Here is a 17,287-nt window from a genome sequence, read left to right as displayed (position 1 = left end):
AGGTTCAGGGCGACGCGCTTGCCGGGAACCGCGCACTGGGTATCCCCGTGAACCTGCCCCCGCGCACGCGACAGCGCGTTTGCGACGGCAGCGCAACGAGCTCATCGCCAACCGAAACGGGACCGTCGTGCAGCGTACCCGACACGACGGTTCCGGTGCCGCGGATGCTAAAGCAACGGTCGATGGGAAGACGGGGCGCGGCGCCCGAGCCAGTGGTCGCCTCCAGGCGATCCGACCAGCACGAGCAAACCGCGTTATCGAGCGCCGTAAGCAGCTCGTCCAGGCCCTCGCCCGTCTTGGAGGACACCGGCACTATCGACGCCCCCGCAAACACGGTCCCGTCCAGAAACGCCTCGACATCGAGATCAAGGTCGGTGTCGCGCAAAAGCGTGCGAACGTCAAACAGCACCTGGTCGTGGCGCACGCGCGTCACAACCGGCGTATCGGGCTCCTGAACCAAGGCGCGCTTTAGGCCATCGGCGGATAGGCGCCCATCGACAGGGCAGACGGCAACGCAAAATGTTGGGAGCTCGACAGTCGGCAGCGATCCGCCGCCGGGAGTAGAGGCGCCCTCGACAACCTGCAGCTCCACGACCTCTTCGAACTGAGCCTCGCGAAGCTTGCGCAGCAGACGCGCGGCGTGCTCTTTGCGGCCCCCACGGGCACAGGTCGCGACGTCATACTCAAGCGTGCTGTAGCCGCGGGCAACATCGGTCACCGCCTGCACCGCTGCGGGAACAAGCGGAGCGCGGCCCAGATTGGTGTGAATCACAACGCCCGTCGCGTTGACGGCAGGGCGCAGGGTCGGCAGCGACAGTCGGTGGCACCGCTGCTCGATGGCCAAGGCGAGCTCGCGCTTATTCCTAGCAGGGGCGCCAGAGCGAATCGCCTCGCGCTCGGCATCGAGCTCGGCATCAATCGCCTCGCGCACAATCATGTCGCCTGCATCGCCGGCAGCCTTCATGACCGGCCACTCGGCCAGCAGCTCGTGAAAGGCGGGAATGGAGCGCAGGCGGTCGCGCACCTCGGAAGGCATGGATTCGCAGTCGCTCATGGAAAGCCTTTCGACATGTTCAATAAAATGCGGGTCCCCTTTGGTCGTCATCGGCCAAAATGTGACGAGACGTATGCAAAAGGGACAGGTCCATTATGGCAGCTCGCGACAAGACGGCGAAGTGCCTCGTCCAAAACCTGCCAAAATAAACCTGTCCCTTTTTGGTCGATTATGGGTTGGGTCCTTTAGGCCTCTTTATTGGCGTAAATAAACCAGTAGCCCAGCGCCACGATCAGGGCGCCGCCCACGATATTGCCCAGCGTGGCGACCGAAAGGTTGAGCGCCAGCCCGGCGGCGTTGAGGGCATCGGCGCCGGCGACATCGGCTCCATAGCCGCAGGAATGCATCAAAATGCCCATGGGCAAAAAGTACATGTTGGCAACGCAGTGCTCAAAACCGCAGGCCACAAAGGCAGCGATAGGCAGCAAAATGCCCACGACCTTATCGACCACGGTCTTGCCGGCAGTGCCGATCCATACGGCCAGGCAGACAAAGATGTTGCACAGAATGCCGCGGAAGAAGATGGTAACGGCGTCGATCGTAACCTTACCGGCGGCGACGCTCACCATGGTGTTGGCGACGGCCTCGCCGTTGAGCTTATAAATAGCTGCCATGTAAATCAAAAAGACAACGAACAGGGCGCCGGCAAAGTTGCCGATCCACACAATAGCCCAAGCCTTGAGCATCTGGACGAGCGTGATCTTTTTGCTCTTAAGCGCGCAGACCATAAGCGAGTTACCGGTAAACAGCTCCGCGCCGCAAATGAGCACGAGCACCAGTCCCAGGCAAAAAGCAAGACCGCCCACGAAGCGCTGGGCGCCCCAGCCAAGCGTGGGGTCGCTCAGAAAGACCGTGAAGAACAGGCCGCCGAAGGCGATAAACGCGCCGGCGAACATGGCGAGCAAAAAAGCCTTCGAGACCGGCAGGCTGACCTTGGCAACACCGGCAGCCTCGGTCTTGGCCTCGATCGCGGCGGGCGCCAGGCAGTCGGGAGTGGGATATTCTGCCTTACTTTGTGCCATGGCAATCACTACTTTCGTACGATGTGGGACAAACATTGGTCATAAACATGTCCCGCGAAGATGGGCAAAAACAAAACAGGCCAGAAGTAAATGTACCTCTGACCTGCAAATTACATGGAGCGGGCGACGGGAATCGAACCCGCGTCATCAGCTTGGAAGGCTGGGGTTCTACCATTGAACTACGCCCGCAAGATATGGTCGGGACGACAGGATTTGAACCTGCGACATCCTGCTCCCAAAGCAGGCGCGCTACCAAACTGCGCCACGTCCCGAAGGTGTTGAGCAGCTAAGGTCTAAACCTTGCGTGTCCCAAAGCGAAGGAAATTATAGGGGAGACTCCCCGCCTGTGCAAGTGACGATACCCTAGCTCCTCGAATGTGCGACAAACCGGCTGTGGAGCAGGCCGATCACAAACGCCACCACGGCAACCGGCGCCCACGCGGCTCCAATGTCTGCCAGCGGCAGCGCATCGAACGGCAGCCACGCGCCCGTAAAGAACGCATCGCGGACCGAGGTGATCACGCTCTGGACCGCGACAACGCCGCCGACCCAGACCCACACCTGCGGATGCGCGTCGCAAAAACCGTGCACCAGACCCATAAGCACCAGCACGATGGCGACGGGGTACAGGGCGTTGAGCATGGGCACCGAGAACATGAGGATCATGTCGAGACCCACGTTGGAGAGCACGCACGAAAACGCCGCGAACACAAAGGCGAGAACCGCAAAGGGACGGCGCATGGCCTCCTCGGAAGCCTCCGCTCCCCCTTTGACCACATACGTCTCGCAGAAATAGCGCGAACAGCAGCTGATGAGCCCGATGCACACGTTCATGCAAGCGAGGAAGAAGATCGCAAAGACCACGACCGTTCCGGCAAGGCCAAAATGCATGGAGGCAGAGCGAGCGAGGATGGCGGCGCCATTGGTGGCATCGGGCATCACGGTGCTGAGTTGCGTGCCGGCAAGTGCTAGGCCGCAGTAGATGATGGCCATGAGCACACCGGCGATCACGCCGGAGCGCGAAATCTCGAAGGCAACGCGCTTGTCATCGGTAACGCCCAGCTCGTGGATAATCTCGGCGATGATGATGCCAAAGGCGAGCGAGGCGAGCAGGTCCATGGTCTGGTAGCCGGTCAAAAAGCCCTGCACGGCAGCGCCGGCATTATAGGGAGCCTGCGGCGCGGCAGCGGGACCCAGCGGCGAGACCACGGCAGCACCCACGACCAACACGATAAGGGCGATGAGCGCGGGGCCCGTAATGCGGCCGAGCACGCGCGTGATGACGCCGGGACGCAGCGTGAGCGCAAATGCGACGATAAAGAATCCGACGGCGAACACCAGGCGAGCCGTGGCGAGCGAGACGCCCTCGGGCAGCAGCGGCACCAGCATCTCGAAGGCTGTTGAGCTCGTGCGCGGAATGGCCAAGCACGGGCCGATGGCCAGATACACCGCCGCGACAAAGAATTCGCCAAACTTGGGGTGCACGCGGCCGGCAAGCTCGCGCGCCGTTCCGGCAAGTGCCACGGCGATAAAGCCCATGACGGGCAGGCCGATGGCGGCGATGAGAAAGCCGAGCATGGCGACCGGCGTGGCAGAACCTGCCTGCAGCGCCAGCAGCGGCGGAATAATGAGGTTGCCGGCGCCAAAGAGCATCGAGAACAGGGCAATGCCGACAGTGAGGACATGGTCGGAGCGCAGGCCGCGGGGAGCGGATGAGGCCATGGGACCACCTTTCGAGTCGAGACAAAAACGGGACGGGCAAAAGACCCGTCCCGCAAGTATATATGCTTTAGCAGACTAAATCGTGCAAAGCTTCAATCTAGCCACCCCTTTTGAGCCGTTACGCGTCCGAGCGACGACGACGCAGCAGCTCGAGCGCTATTGCGATAAGCGCAACGGCGCCCGCAGCCACGGCGACTGCCAATGGCGCGTGATCGCCCGTATCGGCGAGCTGCTGAGCGCTCGTCTTGGAAGACTCCTTCTTGCCGGAGTTTTCCGCGCCCGATGCCTTTGCCTTATCGACTGCGGAGTCATCCGAACTACCTGGTTTTGTCGGATCCTTTGAATCCGGCCGCTCGGAATCGGGCGTCCCGGGCTTATCCGGGTCCGGGTTGCCGGGCTCCGGCTTCTTCTTCACCGTCAGCGTACCGAGCTAAACCGTGACATCAAAGTTCGGGTCGGTGACCGTCGCCTCGATCTGGTACTCGCCCGTCGGGGAACTCTCGTCGGCGACGCAGGAGTACTCGACCTTCACGCCCGAGGTATCGACCGCCCTCTCAAGGCTCGAGGTAAACGCTGGGTTCGTCTCTCCCTCGAAGCGCTCGGTGTCGTCAACCTTCACCGTTACTAGATTATGCTTTCGCGCGAATAATGTTTATGATAAATCTCTCTCGCCTGATAATTTTCTTTTACCAATAACCACGAGACGGCCCGCACTGTCGCTGCATAAAAAGGCGGAGCAGCCCGTAAGGTTACTCCGCCGCAGGTGAGCACGACATTGGCGTGGCACTCATCGGCGGCTTCCACAATGGCATCACCGATTTCGCTGACGTCGTCGCGCACGACCACATGTGAGGCGACCGTCCATCCCTGCGCCTCGATAAGCTCCTCGAGTGCGGCACCTGCCTCGTCCTGGGCAAGGTCGCGCGTATCCGAGCACGTCACGATCGAAATCTTCAACTCCATAGCATTCCTCCTATAGCACCGTTCCCTCGGGCAGATCGACGCGGACAACATCCACGACATCTCCCGCCTTGAGCTCACACGGCCCTTCGTCAATACGCAGCAGGCAGTTGGCCCGCTGCATCGTGCCGAGTAGCGCCGAATTCTGCGTCTTGGCCTCGGTCACCAGCAGCTCACCGGTCTCGGGGTCGCGCAAAACCGTGGTGCGATCGAAGAAGCGTCGGTCCTGGCGCTTCTTCACGCCGTGCGTCAATATCGCCTGCTGCACGGGACGCGTACCCTCGGCAAAGCCGCGCATCTTGCGGATCGCGGGGCGGGCGAGCATCTCAAAGCCCACATACGCCGCCGCGGGATTGCCCGAAAGCCCCAAAAACGGCTTGCCCCCAAGCAGGCCAAACGTGATGGCCTTGCCGGGACGCATCGAGATGCGATCTTACATGCCACGGCGCGCAACGGCGGCGCCGATTCTTTATGTTTGGTTCAGTATAATCCCCCGCTGCCCGCTCAAGACATGGCCCGCAACGGCAAATACACCTGTCGGCTACGCGCCTCTCGTAACAGATCCGAAACCTGCCAATCGCCTTGAGACTGAGGGCGCCGTCCTATAATGCATGCATCACAACAAATAAGAGGACGTTATGGCTTTTATCGATAAACGTGAAAATACACTCGACCCGTCTGATGACGCCCGTCAGGACAAAGACGGCAGAACCTTCTCTCCGGCCGACTTGATCATCAGCGGTCGCAACCAGCTCACCCGCTCTGAGCAGATCTTGGCCGCCGACACGCGCCGCAATGCCCGTAACATGCTCGCGAGTGCCAAGTTGCTCGCGCTCGTCGTTGTCGTTTCGCTCGCCATGGGCGTTGCCGCCTGGGCGTTTTTGGCCTCGCTGGATATCGCGACCGATTATCGAGAGCACCATGCGTGGGTCTACGCCCTGCTCCCCGTCGTGGGCGTGGCCACCGCGTGGGTCTACAAGAACCACGGTCTTGCCGCCAAGCGTGGCAACAACCTGGTCATCGACTCCGCTCTGGGCACACGCCTCATCCATATGCGCATGGCCGTCCTCACCTTCGTCTGCTCCACGCTCACGCACCTAACGGGCGGATCGGCCGGTCGCGAGGGAGCCGCAGTGCAGATTGGCGGCACCATCGCCAGCAACATCTCGAGCCTCGCCCACCTCAAAAAGCATGACCACCATGACCTCATGCTCGCCGGCATCTCATCGGCCTTTGGCGCCGTATTCGGTTCGCCCCTTGCCGGAGCTTTCTTTGGCATGGAGATGTGCTTTATCGGCAAGATCGACTACACCGCGGGCATCTACTGCCTGGTCGCCTCGTTTACCGGCTACTTTACGTCACTCGCTATGGGCACCCAGTACGAGAGCAACGTCATCGCCAGCGTTCCCGACATGACGCCCAGAACGGTTGCCATCGTCGTTATCGGAGGCATTATCTTTGGCCTGACGGCACGTCTCTTTGCCTGGTCGGTTCGAACCGTCAAAAGCCTGTACGGTCGCTTTATCACCAACTACCTTGCTCGCGCACTCGTGGGCGCGCTCGTGGTGCTCGCGGCCTACGCGATACTCGACGCCTGGAAGTATGCCGGCCTTGCCACCTGGCTCTCGGGCGCCGGTTTCGCCGGCAACACGACCCTTGCCGATGCGGCCATCAAACTCGTCGTCACAGCGCTTACCCTGGGCGCGGGCTTCCAAGGCGGCGAGGTTACGCCCCTGTTTGGTATCGGTGCGGCGCTCGGCGGATGGATCGGCTGCCTCGCTGGACTCGACCCGAGCTTTATGGCGGCCCTCGGCATGCTCGGCGTCTTCTGCGCCGGCCTCAACGTGCCCATCACCACCTGCATGATGGCTATCGACCTGTTCCATGGAACGGCCGCAGGCTTCTTTGTCATCGTGGCCTTTATCAGCTACCTAACCGGCGGCCACCGTGGCGTGTATCCCGCCCAGCGCATTGTGTCCCCTAAGTGCCGCTCGCTTATCGTGGACGAGGGTCACACGGTGGCAGAGGCTATCGAGCGCCACAACGACCTGATAGAGTAGACGTTAGTATTCGCCGTGCAGCCACAATCGGGGGCAATTCGACCCGAGCGCGACCGCACCGTCATGCCACACGCCGGGAGTCGCCCCATGCACGCAACTGACTTTGGTCGCACGCTCATCATCGCCAATCCTGCCGCCCAGTCGGGCGCCGCGCGCGAGGTCGCCGAGCGCCTGCAACGCTTTTTGGACATGACGGCGCGCGCGTCCCAGTTTGACTTGGTGCTGACCGAGCGCATGGGGCATGCCAAGGAACTTGCCGCACAGGCCCAGGGCTACCGCACGGTTATCGCACTCGGCGGCGACGGCGTGATCCACGAGGTTGTCAATGGGCTCATGGCGCAGGAAGAGACCATCCGTCCCGCCCTTGCCGTCCTGCCCGTGGGCTCCGGCAACGATTTTGCCCAGACGCTCGGAATCGACGATTTCTCCGGTAAGGATTTTGGCGCGCTGCTCACCTGTGAGCTGCAACGTCAGGACATCGGGCGTATTCGCTCATGGAACCCCGCAAGCGGAAGCGGCGAGGCTTCGGTGGAGTACTACGGCCAGACGCTCTCGGTCGGCATCGATGCCGCTATTGGCCTGGGCACCACCGAGTTGCGCAAAAAGACCGGCTTGACGGGTGCTCCGCTCTACACCCTCTCGGGACTTGAGCAGTTTGGTCTGTGCTATCGCAACTACCCCATAACGGTCAGCTTTGACGGCGCGCCCGCCGAGCGCGTGCGGGCGATCATCATGGCGATTCAGCTGGGCCCCACCTACGGCTCGGGCTATCGCATCTGTCCCGATGCCGACCCCTGCGACGGCATACTCGACGTCTGCTACGCCTGCGGCCCCGTCCCCCGCGCGGTTGCCCTACCCATGTTTCTTTCGGCCAAGGACGGCCACCACACCAAGCTGCCGCCGGTTCGTATGCGCCGTTGCTGCCATGCCGAGCTCACCTTCGAGCAGCCCGATTACCCCATCCAAGCCGATGGCGAGCCCGTTGTCGCCTCGCGCATCGAGGTCGACGTCCTCGGCGGCGCCCTCCAAGTTTGGCACCCCACCCGCTAGCAAGACCAGTGGAACAAGCGACTACTCGTCCCTGCCCGGCTTGCGTCGGTTGGCCTTTTTAATGGCATTGAAGTGCTTGTCGTTGAGCCTGCGCTGGCGAGAGCGCTGGGGCACCTTGGTCTTTACGCGTCGGCGCGGTGGACGCCCGCGACGCTCAAGCTCGGCGCGCAGCTTGCGCAGGCAGCTCGCGCGATTTTGGAACTGACTACGGCTTTCGCGCGCCGTCATGGTAATCCCTGTGGGCACATGCTTCATGCGCACCGCCGAGTCCGTCGTGTTCACGCCCTGACCGCCCGGACCTGTCGCGCGAAACACCTGCACCTCGCAATCGCGCGCCAACTCCTCAGCCGACATCGCGGCATAGCCCGCATACTCGCGCCATCCCATCTTGTTCTCATCCATATCAACACCTCCCCTCATACAAAAAAATGTGACAAAGGGACAGTCCCTTTGTCACATCGCATACCAATCGCTTGTGTTGCACGCTTAGGCGAAGGTGATCTCGCCGTTCTCGCAGTCCATATCGGCGATACGGGCCAGGCTCTCAACGCGGAAGCCACGCTCGCGGAGCTTATCGCCACCGCCCTGGAAGCCCTTCTCCACCGCAATGCCAATGCCGGACACCTCGGCACCCGCAGCCTCGCAGATCTTGATAAGACCCTCGAGCGCGCAGCCGTTGGCCAAGAAGTCGTCGATGATCAGGACCTTGTCGCCCTCGGACAGGAAACGCTTACCAACGATGACCGGGTACTCCTTTTGCTTGGTAAAGGAGTAGATGGTCGTGGCATACTGCTCGCCGTCGAGGTTGATGGACTGCGCCTTCTTGGCAAAGACCACCGGCACACCGCCAAAATGCTGAGCCGCGATGCAGGCCATGCCAATGCCCGAAGCCTCAATCGTCAGGATCTTGTTGATCTCGACGCCCTCGAACAGACGGGCCCACTCGGCGCCCATGTGGTCAAACAGCTCAACGTCGCACTGGTGATTGAGGAAGGCATCAACCTTAAGGACGTTACCGGCCTTTACGATGCCGTCATGGCGAATACGATCCTCAAGCTCCTGCATGAGGCAACCCCTTCTCGCGGCAAGGATGCCGCGCGATTAATAAACGTTGTTCGGTAGTCTACCACGGACCGACCCCCGCCCGCCCCACAAGCCCCTGCGCACCATAAAGCCGCAAGACCAGCTAATTTGGGACGGGGCTCTTTTAGCTACTTTCAATGGGCCGATAGCCGCCTTCGCAAGCTAATGGCGGGCGCGCATCCTCACCAAACGCACCATGGCGAGCGCAAAGCCCGCTGCCGCCACAGCCATGAGCACGTAGAATACCGAGCGAAAACCAAACAGGAACACATCCGGACGACCTGCAACAATACTGGTCACGGCCTCGCCCATCGCCACGCTCATCTGCCCATACAGGATATGCGATGCCGCTGTAATGCCCACTGCCATACCCGCATAGCGCGCCAGGCTACCCAGGCTGCCCGCAAAGCCGAGCGCTTCGCGCGGAGCCGAGCCCATATACAGCGAGTTATTGGGGCTCTGGAAAATCGACGTACCGCACGACATAAACGCGACGCAACACACGATCACAGGGATGGAAGAGTGCTCGTCGAGCGTGCTTACCGCAAAAAGACCGCATACGTACACGCCTAGGCCGACCGCCGTGGGACCCTCGCAGCCAACACGGTCCGAAACCGTACCCGAAAGCGGGCCGATAAAGGCATTCACCATCGGCAGCGCCAAAAAGAGCAATCCGGAAATGTCGGAACCAAACCCATGCGCATCCTGAAAATAGAACGGCAGAATAAACTCGGATGCGCCAATACCAACGAACACAATGAGCATGCAGGCAAGGTTGATGGTGAAAGCCGAATTTGCAAAGCAGCGGCGAGCAGCCTCGATCAGGGACATGGGGCACTCGCCGGCCTCCGGCTTAACATGCGGCAGCGTGTAAAGCCCCACGATAAACGAGATGACGCCAATGGGCAGGTTGATGAGGAAGATACTCTCCCAGGGAAAGCTTGCCACCAGCATTCCGCCCAGCACGGGGCCACACATCATGCCGAGGGCCACGAAGGTCGCGAGAATGCCCATGGCGCGGCCGCGCTCGCGCGCCGGAAACGACTCGGTAATAATGCCCATGTTGTTGGCCATGGACGCCGCGCAACCGACGCCCTGGACAATGCGAGCCAGAATAAGAACCTCGAGCGAGGCCGACAGCCCGCACAGCAACGATCCGACCGTAAAGACGATTACACCCAGCTGGAATACGCCCACCTTGCCGCGCACGTCGCCCAAGCGGCCAAACGGCAGCATAGCCACGCATGTCGCAAGCAGGTACACCGAGCTCACCAACTGGATGTGGTCGAGGCCCACGCCCAGCTCCTTTTGCATCACGGGCAACGCCACGGTCACGACGGTCGAATCCAGACACGACATAAACGTCATGATGAGCACGGTAAACAGAATCGCCCATTTGTTCTTGCCATGGGTGTCGCCTTCTAGGGCAATGTGCTCGCGGCGCAGCTGCTCTGCAGTTTTCTCCATATCCATCCTTTCGAGTGGCCCAACGCAAAAACGGGGCCCCAATCGTCTGCAAACAGTCGCGATTGGGGTCCCGCCTACGGAATCGGAACGAAAGGTCACCGAAGCTTTCTGCCAGCATCGGCGCCTTGTGCGAACGCTAGCCTAGCACTGCTCAAGCGCCTGCTCAAGGTCGGCAATCAGATCGGCCGTGTCCTCGAGGCCGCACGACAGACGCACCATGTCGGCGGAGATGCCACAGGCGATGAGCTCCTCATCGTTCATCTGGCGATGGGTGGCGTTTGCCGGATGCAAGCAGCAGGTGCGCGCATCGGCCACGTGCGTAGCGATCTGGGCGAGCTTAAGGCTCTTCATAAAGGTCTCGGCCGCCGCACGACCACCGTTAAAGCCAAAGCTCACGACGCCACAAGTACCGTTGGGCATGTACTTCTGAGCCAGGTCATAGTACTTGTCGCCCTCCAGACCCGGATAGCTCACAAAGCGCACCTTGGGATGGCTCTGCAGGAACTTGGCAACGGCCAGGCCGTTCTCGCAATGACGCGGCATGCGCACATGCAGGCTCTCGAGCGAGCTGTTCAAGAAGAACGCCGCCTGCGGGTTCTGCATGGGGCCAAGGTCGCGCATGAGCTGAGCGGTTGCCTTGGTAATGAAGGCACCCTCGCGACCGAACTTCTCGGCATACGTCACGCCGTGGTAACTCTCATCGGGCGTGGTGAGACCCGGGAACTTATCCGCATGGGCCATCCAGTCAAACTGGCCGTGGTCGACGATCACGCCGCCCAGGTAGGCAGCGTGTCCATCCATGTACTTGGTGGTAGAGTGCGTAACGATGTCGGCGCCCCACTCAAAGGGACGGCACATCACGGGCGTCGGGAAGGTGTTGTCGACCATCAGCGGCACGCCATGGTCATGCGCGGCCTTGGCAAAGCGCTCAATATCGAGCACGGCAAGGGCGGGGTTGGCGATGGTCTCGCCAAAGACGAGCTTGGTGTTGGGGCGGAAGGCAGCCTCGAGCTCCTCATCGGTGCAGTCAGGGGCCACAAACGTGCAAGTCAGACCCATACGACCCATGGTATGGGCGAGCAGGTTGTAGGTACCGCCATAGATGGCAGAACTGGCGACCACGTGATCGCCGGCGCCGGCCACGTTAAAGATCGCAAGGAAGTTCGCAGCCATGCCCGAACTCGTGAGCATCGCAGCGGTACCACCCTCCATCTCGCAGATCTTGGCGGCAACCAGATCGCACGTGGGATTCTGCAGACGGCTGTAGAAGTAGCCCGATTCCTCCAGGTCAAAAAGCTTGCCCATGTGCTCGGACGTGTCGTACTTCCACGTGGTGGACTGGTAGATGGGCACCTGGCGCGGCTCCGCATCGCCCGGGCGATAACCGCCCTGAACACACGTGGTACCGATGGTCTGCTCGCTCATATCCAACTCCCTTACTTGGGTTTTGTTTTATTCGGTTCACGATACCGCTACCCCGCACCCCTCTCAACCCATCCCGCCAATAGGTTATGGGACAAATAAATCAGGTTTATTTGTCCCAAATCTTAAGAAAGCGTTCGATGGCGAAAAACAATAAGATATGCGCTGGGGTCTCGATGAGTGAGTGCGCCAGCAAGGGTACCATAGGCGGGTACACCGTGATCAAGGAGACAACGATGAAGCAAATCGATACTGCCCAGCTCGACGCCGCCGCCTGCCAAGCTCAGGCTGCCGAATACCACGCCCGCGGTTTTAACTGCGCACAGGCCGTCGCCTGCACGCTCGCGCCTGCCGTCGGACTCGACCCCCAGGTCGCCTTTACCCTCACCGAGGGCTTTGGCGCCGGCATGGGCGGTATGACCGAAACCTGCGGCGCCATCTCGGGCGCCGTGGCCATCATGGGCTTTGTAATGAGCGACGGCATGGAAAACCCCAAGTCCAAGGGCAAGACCTACAAGCTGTCGCGCGAGATCGCCAAGCGTTTTGGCGAGAAGAACACGACGACCGTCTGCGGCACGCTCAAGGGCATCGGATCGGATAAGGGTCCGCTCCGCAGCTGCCCCGGCTGCATCGACGATGCCGTCGAGATCGCCTGCGATATGCTAAAGCAGCTCGCCGAGTAAACGGCAGCAACAGAAAACGACGGCCGGCACGCTTGGGATCCATCCAAAAGCACGCCGGCCGTCGCCGTTAGAACTCAGCAAATTCGGGAGCGCCGACCTCGATCTCCTCGCGACCGGCCATAAGCTCGCGCATCTTGGCGCAAAACGACTCCTGCTCCCCCGCCTTAAACACCAAATGAATCGTCACGGCATCCGCGTAATCGGTATCCGAAACCTTGGCACCACAATCCTGCGCCAAACGAAGCACCTGCTCATACTGCGGATAGGCCACACGCACGTCAACAGGCACGACGCTCGTCATCTCGACGATCTGCCCGGACTCCTGAGCCGCCGCCACCGCCGCCTGCGTCGCCGCGGTATAGGCGCGCACCAAGCCACCAGGCCCCAGCAGCGTGCCACCAAAATAGCGCGTTACCACGCAGCAAACATTTTTGAGCCCAGCACCGCGAAGCACCTCGAGCGTCGGCATGCCGCTGGTTCGACTCGGTTCACCGTCGTCGCTCTGACGCTCGCGTCCATCGACCAAAATCCAAGCGGGAACATTGTGTCGAGCATCGTAATGACGCTTGCGGACCATCTCGATAAAGGTATTCGCCTCATCCTCAGACTCAATATGGACCAGCTGGGCAATAAACCGGCTCTTACGGTCCACAAACTCGCCCGAAGCCTCAATATTCGATTGCAGAGTAAAATAGCTGTCCAACAAAGCCCCTCAACAACAAGCAAAGCAACAAACAGCCTCAATAATACGGCAAAGGCCGTACCGTTTACCCCGGTAAATAGAACGGCGACGCCGATGACCAGGCAAAAACAGCGAGACGGCGTCAGCTGAGTCGATTTGGCCCGAAAGAGGAGGGAGCACGCCTTATGGCGGCGACCGACGAATGAGCGCCAAATCGGCCAGCTGACGCCGTCGCAGCGTCAACAAGATAGCTGAGTAGGCCTATAAGCCGGGTTCTGTCGTGAACGGTCATTTATCTTGCCTGCACGTTACCGTGCAGCTCCACGCACGCTACCCGAACGCGGACCGGGCCGGCCCATAGCGTTCCTATTCGCGCTTGCTCCGGATGGGGCTTGCCAAGCCGCCGTGTTGCCACGACGCTGGTGGTCTCTTACACCACCGTTTCAGCTTTTCCCTTTACGCCTTGCGGCGCAGGTGGGAGTCTTCTTTTCTGCGGCGCTTTCCGTCGGATCACTCCGCCCGGCCGTTAGCCGGCATCCCGCCCTCTGGAGCCCGGACTTTCCTCACGCGTGCTGCAAGCAGCACATCGCGCGACCGTCTGGCCCACTCAGCAGTGCAAGAGTGTAGCACACCGTCAGCATAGGCAGCGGCACAACACAAGCGCTCGACACGATAAACCAAGAACCATGTCATGCAGTACAATAGGAACGCCGATGGGCAACGTTGTCAGTCGAGACGCGACCGCGCTCCGCACCCCTCCGTCTACTCGGTGCGTTCCCGCCTCCTCCCCGAGGCGGGATGTCGGCGTTTTTTCATGCACCGACAACTCAATAGCAAGCGAATAGCCCAAGCAGCGTTACGCGCAGGCACTACCGAACATCTCGGCAGTAAATGCAAAAAGGGACCCGTCCATTACGGACGGATCCCTTAAAACAAGTGATCGTCAAACCGATTTACTCGGCGTCGGTCTCCTCGTCCTTCTTCTCGGAAGGCAGCGGGGTAACCTCGATCTCGACGCCCAGAGTCTCAGCAGCGGACTTCATGGACAGGGAGATACGACGACGGTCGAGGTCGATCTCCATGACCTTGACCTGAACCTTGTCGCCTACGTGGGTGACCTGAGAAGGCTGATCGACGTGCTTGTTGGCCATCTCGGAGATGTGCACCAGGCCCTCGATGCCCTCGCCCAGGTCGACGAAAGCGCCGAACGGGACAAGCTTGGTCACAGTGCCCTCGACGATAGCGCCGACGGGATACTTCTTGACCAGTGCGCGCCACGGATCCTCGGTGGTCTGCTTGAGACCCAGGGAGATGCGCTCGCGGTTGAGATCGACGTCGAGAACCTCGACCTCGACCTCCTGGCCGACCTTGACAACCTCGGAAGGATGGTTGACGTGGTTCCAGGAGAGCTCGGAGATGTGGATGAGGCCGTCGATACCGCCGAGGTCGACGAAGGCGCCGAAGTCGACGATGGAGGAAACGGTGCCCTGGAGACGCATGCCAGACTTGAGCTTGGACAGGATCTCGGAGCGCTCGGCCTTACGGGACTCCTCGAGCACGACGCGACGGGAGAGGACGACGTTGTTGCGGTTGCGGTCCATCTCGATGACGCGGGCCTCGATGCGGGTGCCCATGTAAGAGGTGAGGTCCTTGACGCGACGGAGGTCGACGAGGGAAGCGGGCAGGAAGCCGCGCAGGCCGATGTCGAGAATCAGGCCGCCCTTGACAACCTCGATAACCTCGCCCTCGACGTTCTCGCCGGAGTTGAACTTCTCCTCGATGCGGTTCCAAGCACGCTCGTACTCGGCACGCTTCTTGGACAGGACCAGACGACCGTCCTTGTCCTCCTTCTGGAGAACCAGGGCCTCGATGGGATCACCGAGTGCAACGATGTCTGCAGGGTTAGCGTCCTTGCGGATGGACAGCTCGCGGACCGGGATAACGCCCTCGGACTTGAATCCGATGTCAACGAGCACCTCGTCATGCTCGATCTTAACGACAGTGCCGTTAACGAGATCGCCCTCATCAAAGTCGGTAATCGTACCGTCGATGAGGTTGTTCATCTCCTCCTCGTTGACATCGTCAAGAGAGAAAATGGACGAGTTCTGAATCTCACTCAAAGGTGGACCCCTTTCGAACTACGGGGCCCCGATTGCTAGGACCTACAGAAGGGTGCGACAAGCACACAACGTTTAGGAACACTCGGGAGCCGACAGATACTGATGTGACGCTTATGCAATCACGTTCGTATAGATTACGGGGAAATCGCTTCGATTTCAAGCGTGAACTGCGATTTTTTACTCGTATGGAGACTTTTTCGCAATCTTGTGAACGACTGTCTCCACAAGTTGACGATGAGCAGCTAGGCACACTGCTTTGGGGTAAAGTATCCCAGACATACGATTCTGGAACGATTTTTCGAGAAAGGTGCCCGCGTGCTCAAAGCAGTCGTTTTCGATATGGACGAGACGCTTCTTAGCATCAACCTCAACGCGTTCATCCTTCGCTATTTTAAGGATGTCTCGTCGATGCTCGCGGATATCGGACGTCGCAGCCGCGGGGGCACGATGGCGCGCCTCGGCACCATCCTGGTCGACCTCAACGCCAATCGCCGCAGCAGCACGGACAATCGCACCAATCTTGAGTTTTACCAGACCGAGGTCGAGCGCCGGTGCGGCATTTGCCTCTCGGACCCACTTATCTACGAGGCGTTTACCTACTACGATCACGAAGTTCTGCCGTACAAGAACGATGACATGATCAACGCAAAAGCCATGCCGGGTGCGCACGCCGCGCTTCAAGCCGTACAGGACGCAGGGCTGCGCTGCGCGCTCTTCACCAACCCCAGCTTTCCTCAAGGCGCCATCGAGTGCCGCATGGGCTGGGGCGAGCTGACAGACGCGCCCTTCGAGCTCGTAACGCACATGGGCAACGCTACGCGCTGCAAGCCCGATGCCACATATTATCTAGAGCAGCTGCAGGTCATGGGGCTCGAGCCACATGAGGTCCTCATGGTGGGCAACGACCCCAAGCGCGATTTCCCCAGCCCCGACTGCGGCATTCAAACCGCCTATGTGGGCCAAGGAAAGCCCGGCCGAGCCACCTGGCGTGGAACCATGGAAGACTTCGCCCGCGACTTTAACGCCGTAGCAGAAGCCTTCTACGAGCACCAAATAGCCGACGAACTAAGCTAGTCCCCAAATCAGGAATGGGGCGCACGTTTGCCCCACGCTTCATTACGTGGGCAACGGCTTGAGGGCAAGATGCGATGCCCCAGTGTCCTAGGCCGTGATCATTTTGACGCGTTCGCCGATTTTGGCGTCGCGCTTGTCGGAAATAACAGTAAAGCCCTCCAGGTCGCACACCTTTACATTTGAAAACACGTGGAACTTGGAGCTATCGGCGAGTACGTAACTCGCCTGGGAATTCTGCATCACGATACGTTTTTTGATAGCCTCGGGATAACCTGGCGTCATGATGCCGCGGTCCTCGTCCACCGCGTTGACACCTATAAACGCCCGGTCAAAGTACAGCTCGCGCAGCGCGCTCTCAACCATAGGACCGGTGAGCGAGCAGGTAACGGGGTTGAAGTCGCCGCCAATTACCACCACCTTAGCAGCAAGCTCGCCCGTAAACCGACATGCATAGCCGTTGGTGGTGTAGATAGTCACCGGCTTGTCGACGAGCAGGCTCAGGAGCGCCGTCGCGGTGGTACCGGAGTCGACAGCGAGATGAGACCGTCACGCCCGGAGACCCCGCTTTCGCCGCCGAGGAGCGCGCGGCGCACGTGGCCCATGAGGAGCGGCTCGAGCATATCGAGGGGCTCCTTCCCAAGAAGGGAAACGACCCTGCGGGACGACACGGCGAAAACCATCGTTGATTCCGGCAAGAGACGCCGTTTCTCTGGTAGCTTCATCTTCAACCAAGACCGACAATGCCGGCCAGGCACTCAACCCAAAAGGAGACAGCATGCCCAACGAGCTCAGCTATGAGGTCAGCCTCGAGCGCAGCAACCAGATCCGCGCCGACCTGCCGCAGCACCCCGAGAAGTTCACCATGCTCACCGGCGACCGCCCCACCGG

At 60.4% G+C, this 17,287-nt stretch carries 17 protein-coding genes, 2 tRNA genes, 1 other RNA gene and 1 pseudogene; 4 read left to right on the top strand and 17 right to left on the bottom strand.

Annotated features, from left to right (window positions below; genetic code table 11):
• Positions 1 to 4 precede the first annotated feature (4 nt).
• The 9 genes from DW732_RS02030 to DW732_RS01990 all read right to left on the bottom strand — a co-directional run bounded on the left by DW732_RS02030 (position 5) and on the right by DW732_RS01990 (position 5,179).
• Positions 5 to 1,054, bottom strand: a complete 1,050-nt coding sequence (locus tag DW732_RS02030; protein WP_199569699.1) for a hypothetical protein — start codon at positions 1,052 to 1,054, stop codon at positions 5 to 7.
• Positions 1,055 to 1,239: 185 nt separating this feature from the next.
• A complete protein-coding gene (locus tag DW732_RS02025) occupies positions 1,240 to 2,076 on the bottom strand; it encodes a formate/nitrite transporter family protein (RefSeq protein WP_118098618.1) in 837 nt (278 codons plus the stop codon).
• A gap of 115 nt (positions 2,077 to 2,191) precedes the next feature.
• Positions 2,192 to 2,265: transfer RNA gene (locus tag DW732_RS02020), tRNA-Gly, on the bottom strand.
• Positions 2,266 to 2,271: 6 nt separating this feature from the next.
• Positions 2,272 to 2,348, bottom strand: a tRNA-Pro gene (locus DW732_RS02015).
• Between the two features lie 91 nt (positions 2,349 to 2,439).
• Positions 2,440 to 3,798, bottom strand: a complete 1,359-nt coding sequence (brnQ, locus tag DW732_RS02010; protein ID WP_118098419.1) for a branched-chain amino acid transport system II carrier protein — start codon at positions 3,796 to 3,798, stop codon at positions 2,440 to 2,442.
• A 118-nt stretch (positions 3,799 to 3,916) separates the two neighbouring features.
• Positions 3,917 to 4,213, bottom strand: a complete 297-nt coding sequence (locus DW732_RS02005; RefSeq protein ID WP_118098418.1) for a hypothetical protein — start codon at positions 4,211 to 4,213, stop codon at positions 3,917 to 3,919.
• Positions 4,214 to 4,228: 15 nt separating this feature from the next.
• Positions 4,229 to 4,417 carry an MBG domain-containing protein gene (locus DW732_RS02000; protein ID WP_118098416.1) on the bottom strand — a complete coding sequence of 63 codons (189 nt, stop codon included), beginning with the start codon at positions 4,415 to 4,417 and terminating at the stop codon, positions 4,229 to 4,231.
• Between the two features lie 5 nt (positions 4,418 to 4,422).
• Positions 4,423 to 4,761 (bottom strand): molybdenum cofactor biosynthesis protein B, encoded by a 339-nt coding sequence (locus DW732_RS10040; protein WP_233539327.1) that lies wholly within the window; start codon positions 4,759 to 4,761, stop codon positions 4,423 to 4,425.
• A 10-nt stretch (positions 4,762 to 4,771) separates the two neighbouring features.
• Positions 4,772 to 5,179 (bottom strand): hypothetical protein, encoded by a 408-nt coding sequence (locus DW732_RS01990; protein WP_233539326.1) that lies wholly within the window; start codon positions 5,177 to 5,179, stop codon positions 4,772 to 4,774.
• Positions 5,180 to 5,396: 217 nt separating this feature from the next.
• On the opposite strand from DW732_RS01990, the gene DW732_RS01985 reads away from it, so the two are divergent.
• Positions 5,397 to 6,818 carry a chloride channel protein gene (locus tag DW732_RS01985; protein WP_117743612.1) on the top strand — a complete coding sequence of 474 codons (1,422 nt, stop codon included), beginning with the start codon at positions 5,397 to 5,399 and terminating at the stop codon, positions 6,816 to 6,818.
• An 87-nt stretch (positions 6,819 to 6,905) separates the two neighbouring features.
• Entirely contained in the window at positions 6,906 to 7,868 is a 963-nt protein-coding gene (locus tag DW732_RS01980) for a diacylglycerol kinase family protein (RefSeq protein WP_118098414.1), read from the top strand.
• A 21-nt stretch (positions 7,869 to 7,889) separates the two neighbouring features.
• Here the strand turns inward: DW732_RS01980 and DW732_RS01975 are convergent.
• From DW732_RS01975 to DW732_RS01960, 4 genes and pseudogenes are all read right to left on the bottom strand, one after another.
• Positions 7,890 to 8,198, bottom strand: a pseudogene (locus DW732_RS01975) (peptide chain release factor-like protein); the annotation flags it as partial.
• Between the two features lie 156 nt (positions 8,199 to 8,354).
• A complete protein-coding gene (locus DW732_RS01970; RefSeq protein WP_117773615.1) occupies positions 8,355 to 8,933 on the bottom strand; it encodes a xanthine phosphoribosyltransferase in 579 nt (192 codons plus the stop codon).
• A 180-nt stretch (positions 8,934 to 9,113) separates the two neighbouring features.
• Positions 9,114 to 10,418, bottom strand: coding sequence for an MFS transporter (locus DW732_RS01965; protein ID WP_118098412.1), 1,305 nt, complete (start codon positions 10,416 to 10,418; stop codon positions 9,114 to 9,116).
• Positions 10,419 to 10,559: 141 nt separating this feature from the next.
• Positions 10,560 to 11,843 (bottom strand): O-acetylhomoserine aminocarboxypropyltransferase/cysteine synthase family protein, encoded by a 1,284-nt coding sequence (locus DW732_RS01960; protein WP_117799201.1) that lies wholly within the window; start codon positions 11,841 to 11,843, stop codon positions 10,560 to 10,562.
• A 233-nt stretch (positions 11,844 to 12,076) separates the two neighbouring features.
• Between DW732_RS01960 and DW732_RS01955 the strand changes: the two genes are divergently transcribed.
• Positions 12,077 to 12,523 (top strand): C-GCAxxG-C-C family protein, encoded by a 447-nt coding sequence (locus DW732_RS01955; RefSeq protein WP_117734986.1) that lies wholly within the window; start codon positions 12,077 to 12,079, stop codon positions 12,521 to 12,523.
• A gap of 67 nt (positions 12,524 to 12,590) precedes the next feature.
• On the opposite strand, the gene DW732_RS01950 is transcribed toward DW732_RS01955, so the two are convergent.
• The 3 genes from DW732_RS01950 to rpsA form a co-directional block, all read right to left on the bottom strand.
• Positions 12,591 to 13,229: a YigZ family protein gene (locus DW732_RS01950; RefSeq protein ID WP_199412323.1), complete on the bottom strand. Its 639-nt coding sequence runs from the start codon at positions 13,227 to 13,229 to the stop codon at positions 12,591 to 12,593.
• Positions 13,230 to 13,453: 224 nt separating this feature from the next.
• Positions 13,454 to 13,815: RNase P RNA component class A (rnpB, locus tag DW732_RS01945), an RNA gene on the bottom strand.
• Between the two features lie 343 nt (positions 13,816 to 14,158).
• Positions 14,159 to 15,325 carry a 30S ribosomal protein S1 gene (gene rpsA / locus DW732_RS01940; RefSeq protein ID WP_022095232.1) on the bottom strand — a complete coding sequence of 389 codons (1,167 nt, stop codon included), beginning with the start codon at positions 15,323 to 15,325 and terminating at the stop codon, positions 14,159 to 14,161.
• A 315-nt stretch (positions 15,326 to 15,640) separates the two neighbouring features.
• Here rpsA and DW732_RS01935 point away from each other — a divergent pair, with 315 nt between their 5' ends.
• Positions 15,641 to 16,399, top strand: a complete 759-nt coding sequence (locus tag DW732_RS01935; protein WP_117794727.1) for an HAD family hydrolase — start codon at positions 15,641 to 15,643, stop codon at positions 16,397 to 16,399.
• An 87-nt stretch (positions 16,400 to 16,486) separates the two neighbouring features.
• Here the strand turns inward: DW732_RS01935 and DW732_RS01930 are convergent, their stop codons facing one another.
• On the bottom strand, positions 16,487 to 16,876 hold the full coding sequence (locus tag DW732_RS01930; protein ID WP_118098410.1) for a hypothetical protein: 390 nt from the start codon (positions 16,874 to 16,876) through the stop codon (positions 16,487 to 16,489).
• Positions 16,877 to 17,287: the final 411 nt, after the last annotated feature.

This window comes from Collinsella sp. AM28-11LB (assembly GCF_003469895.1).
GTDB lineage: Bacteria > Actinomycetota > Coriobacteriia > Coriobacteriales > Coriobacteriaceae > Collinsella.
Note: the sequence above shows the minus strand (reverse complement) of the source record. Positions and strands in the feature narration are given on the sequence as shown.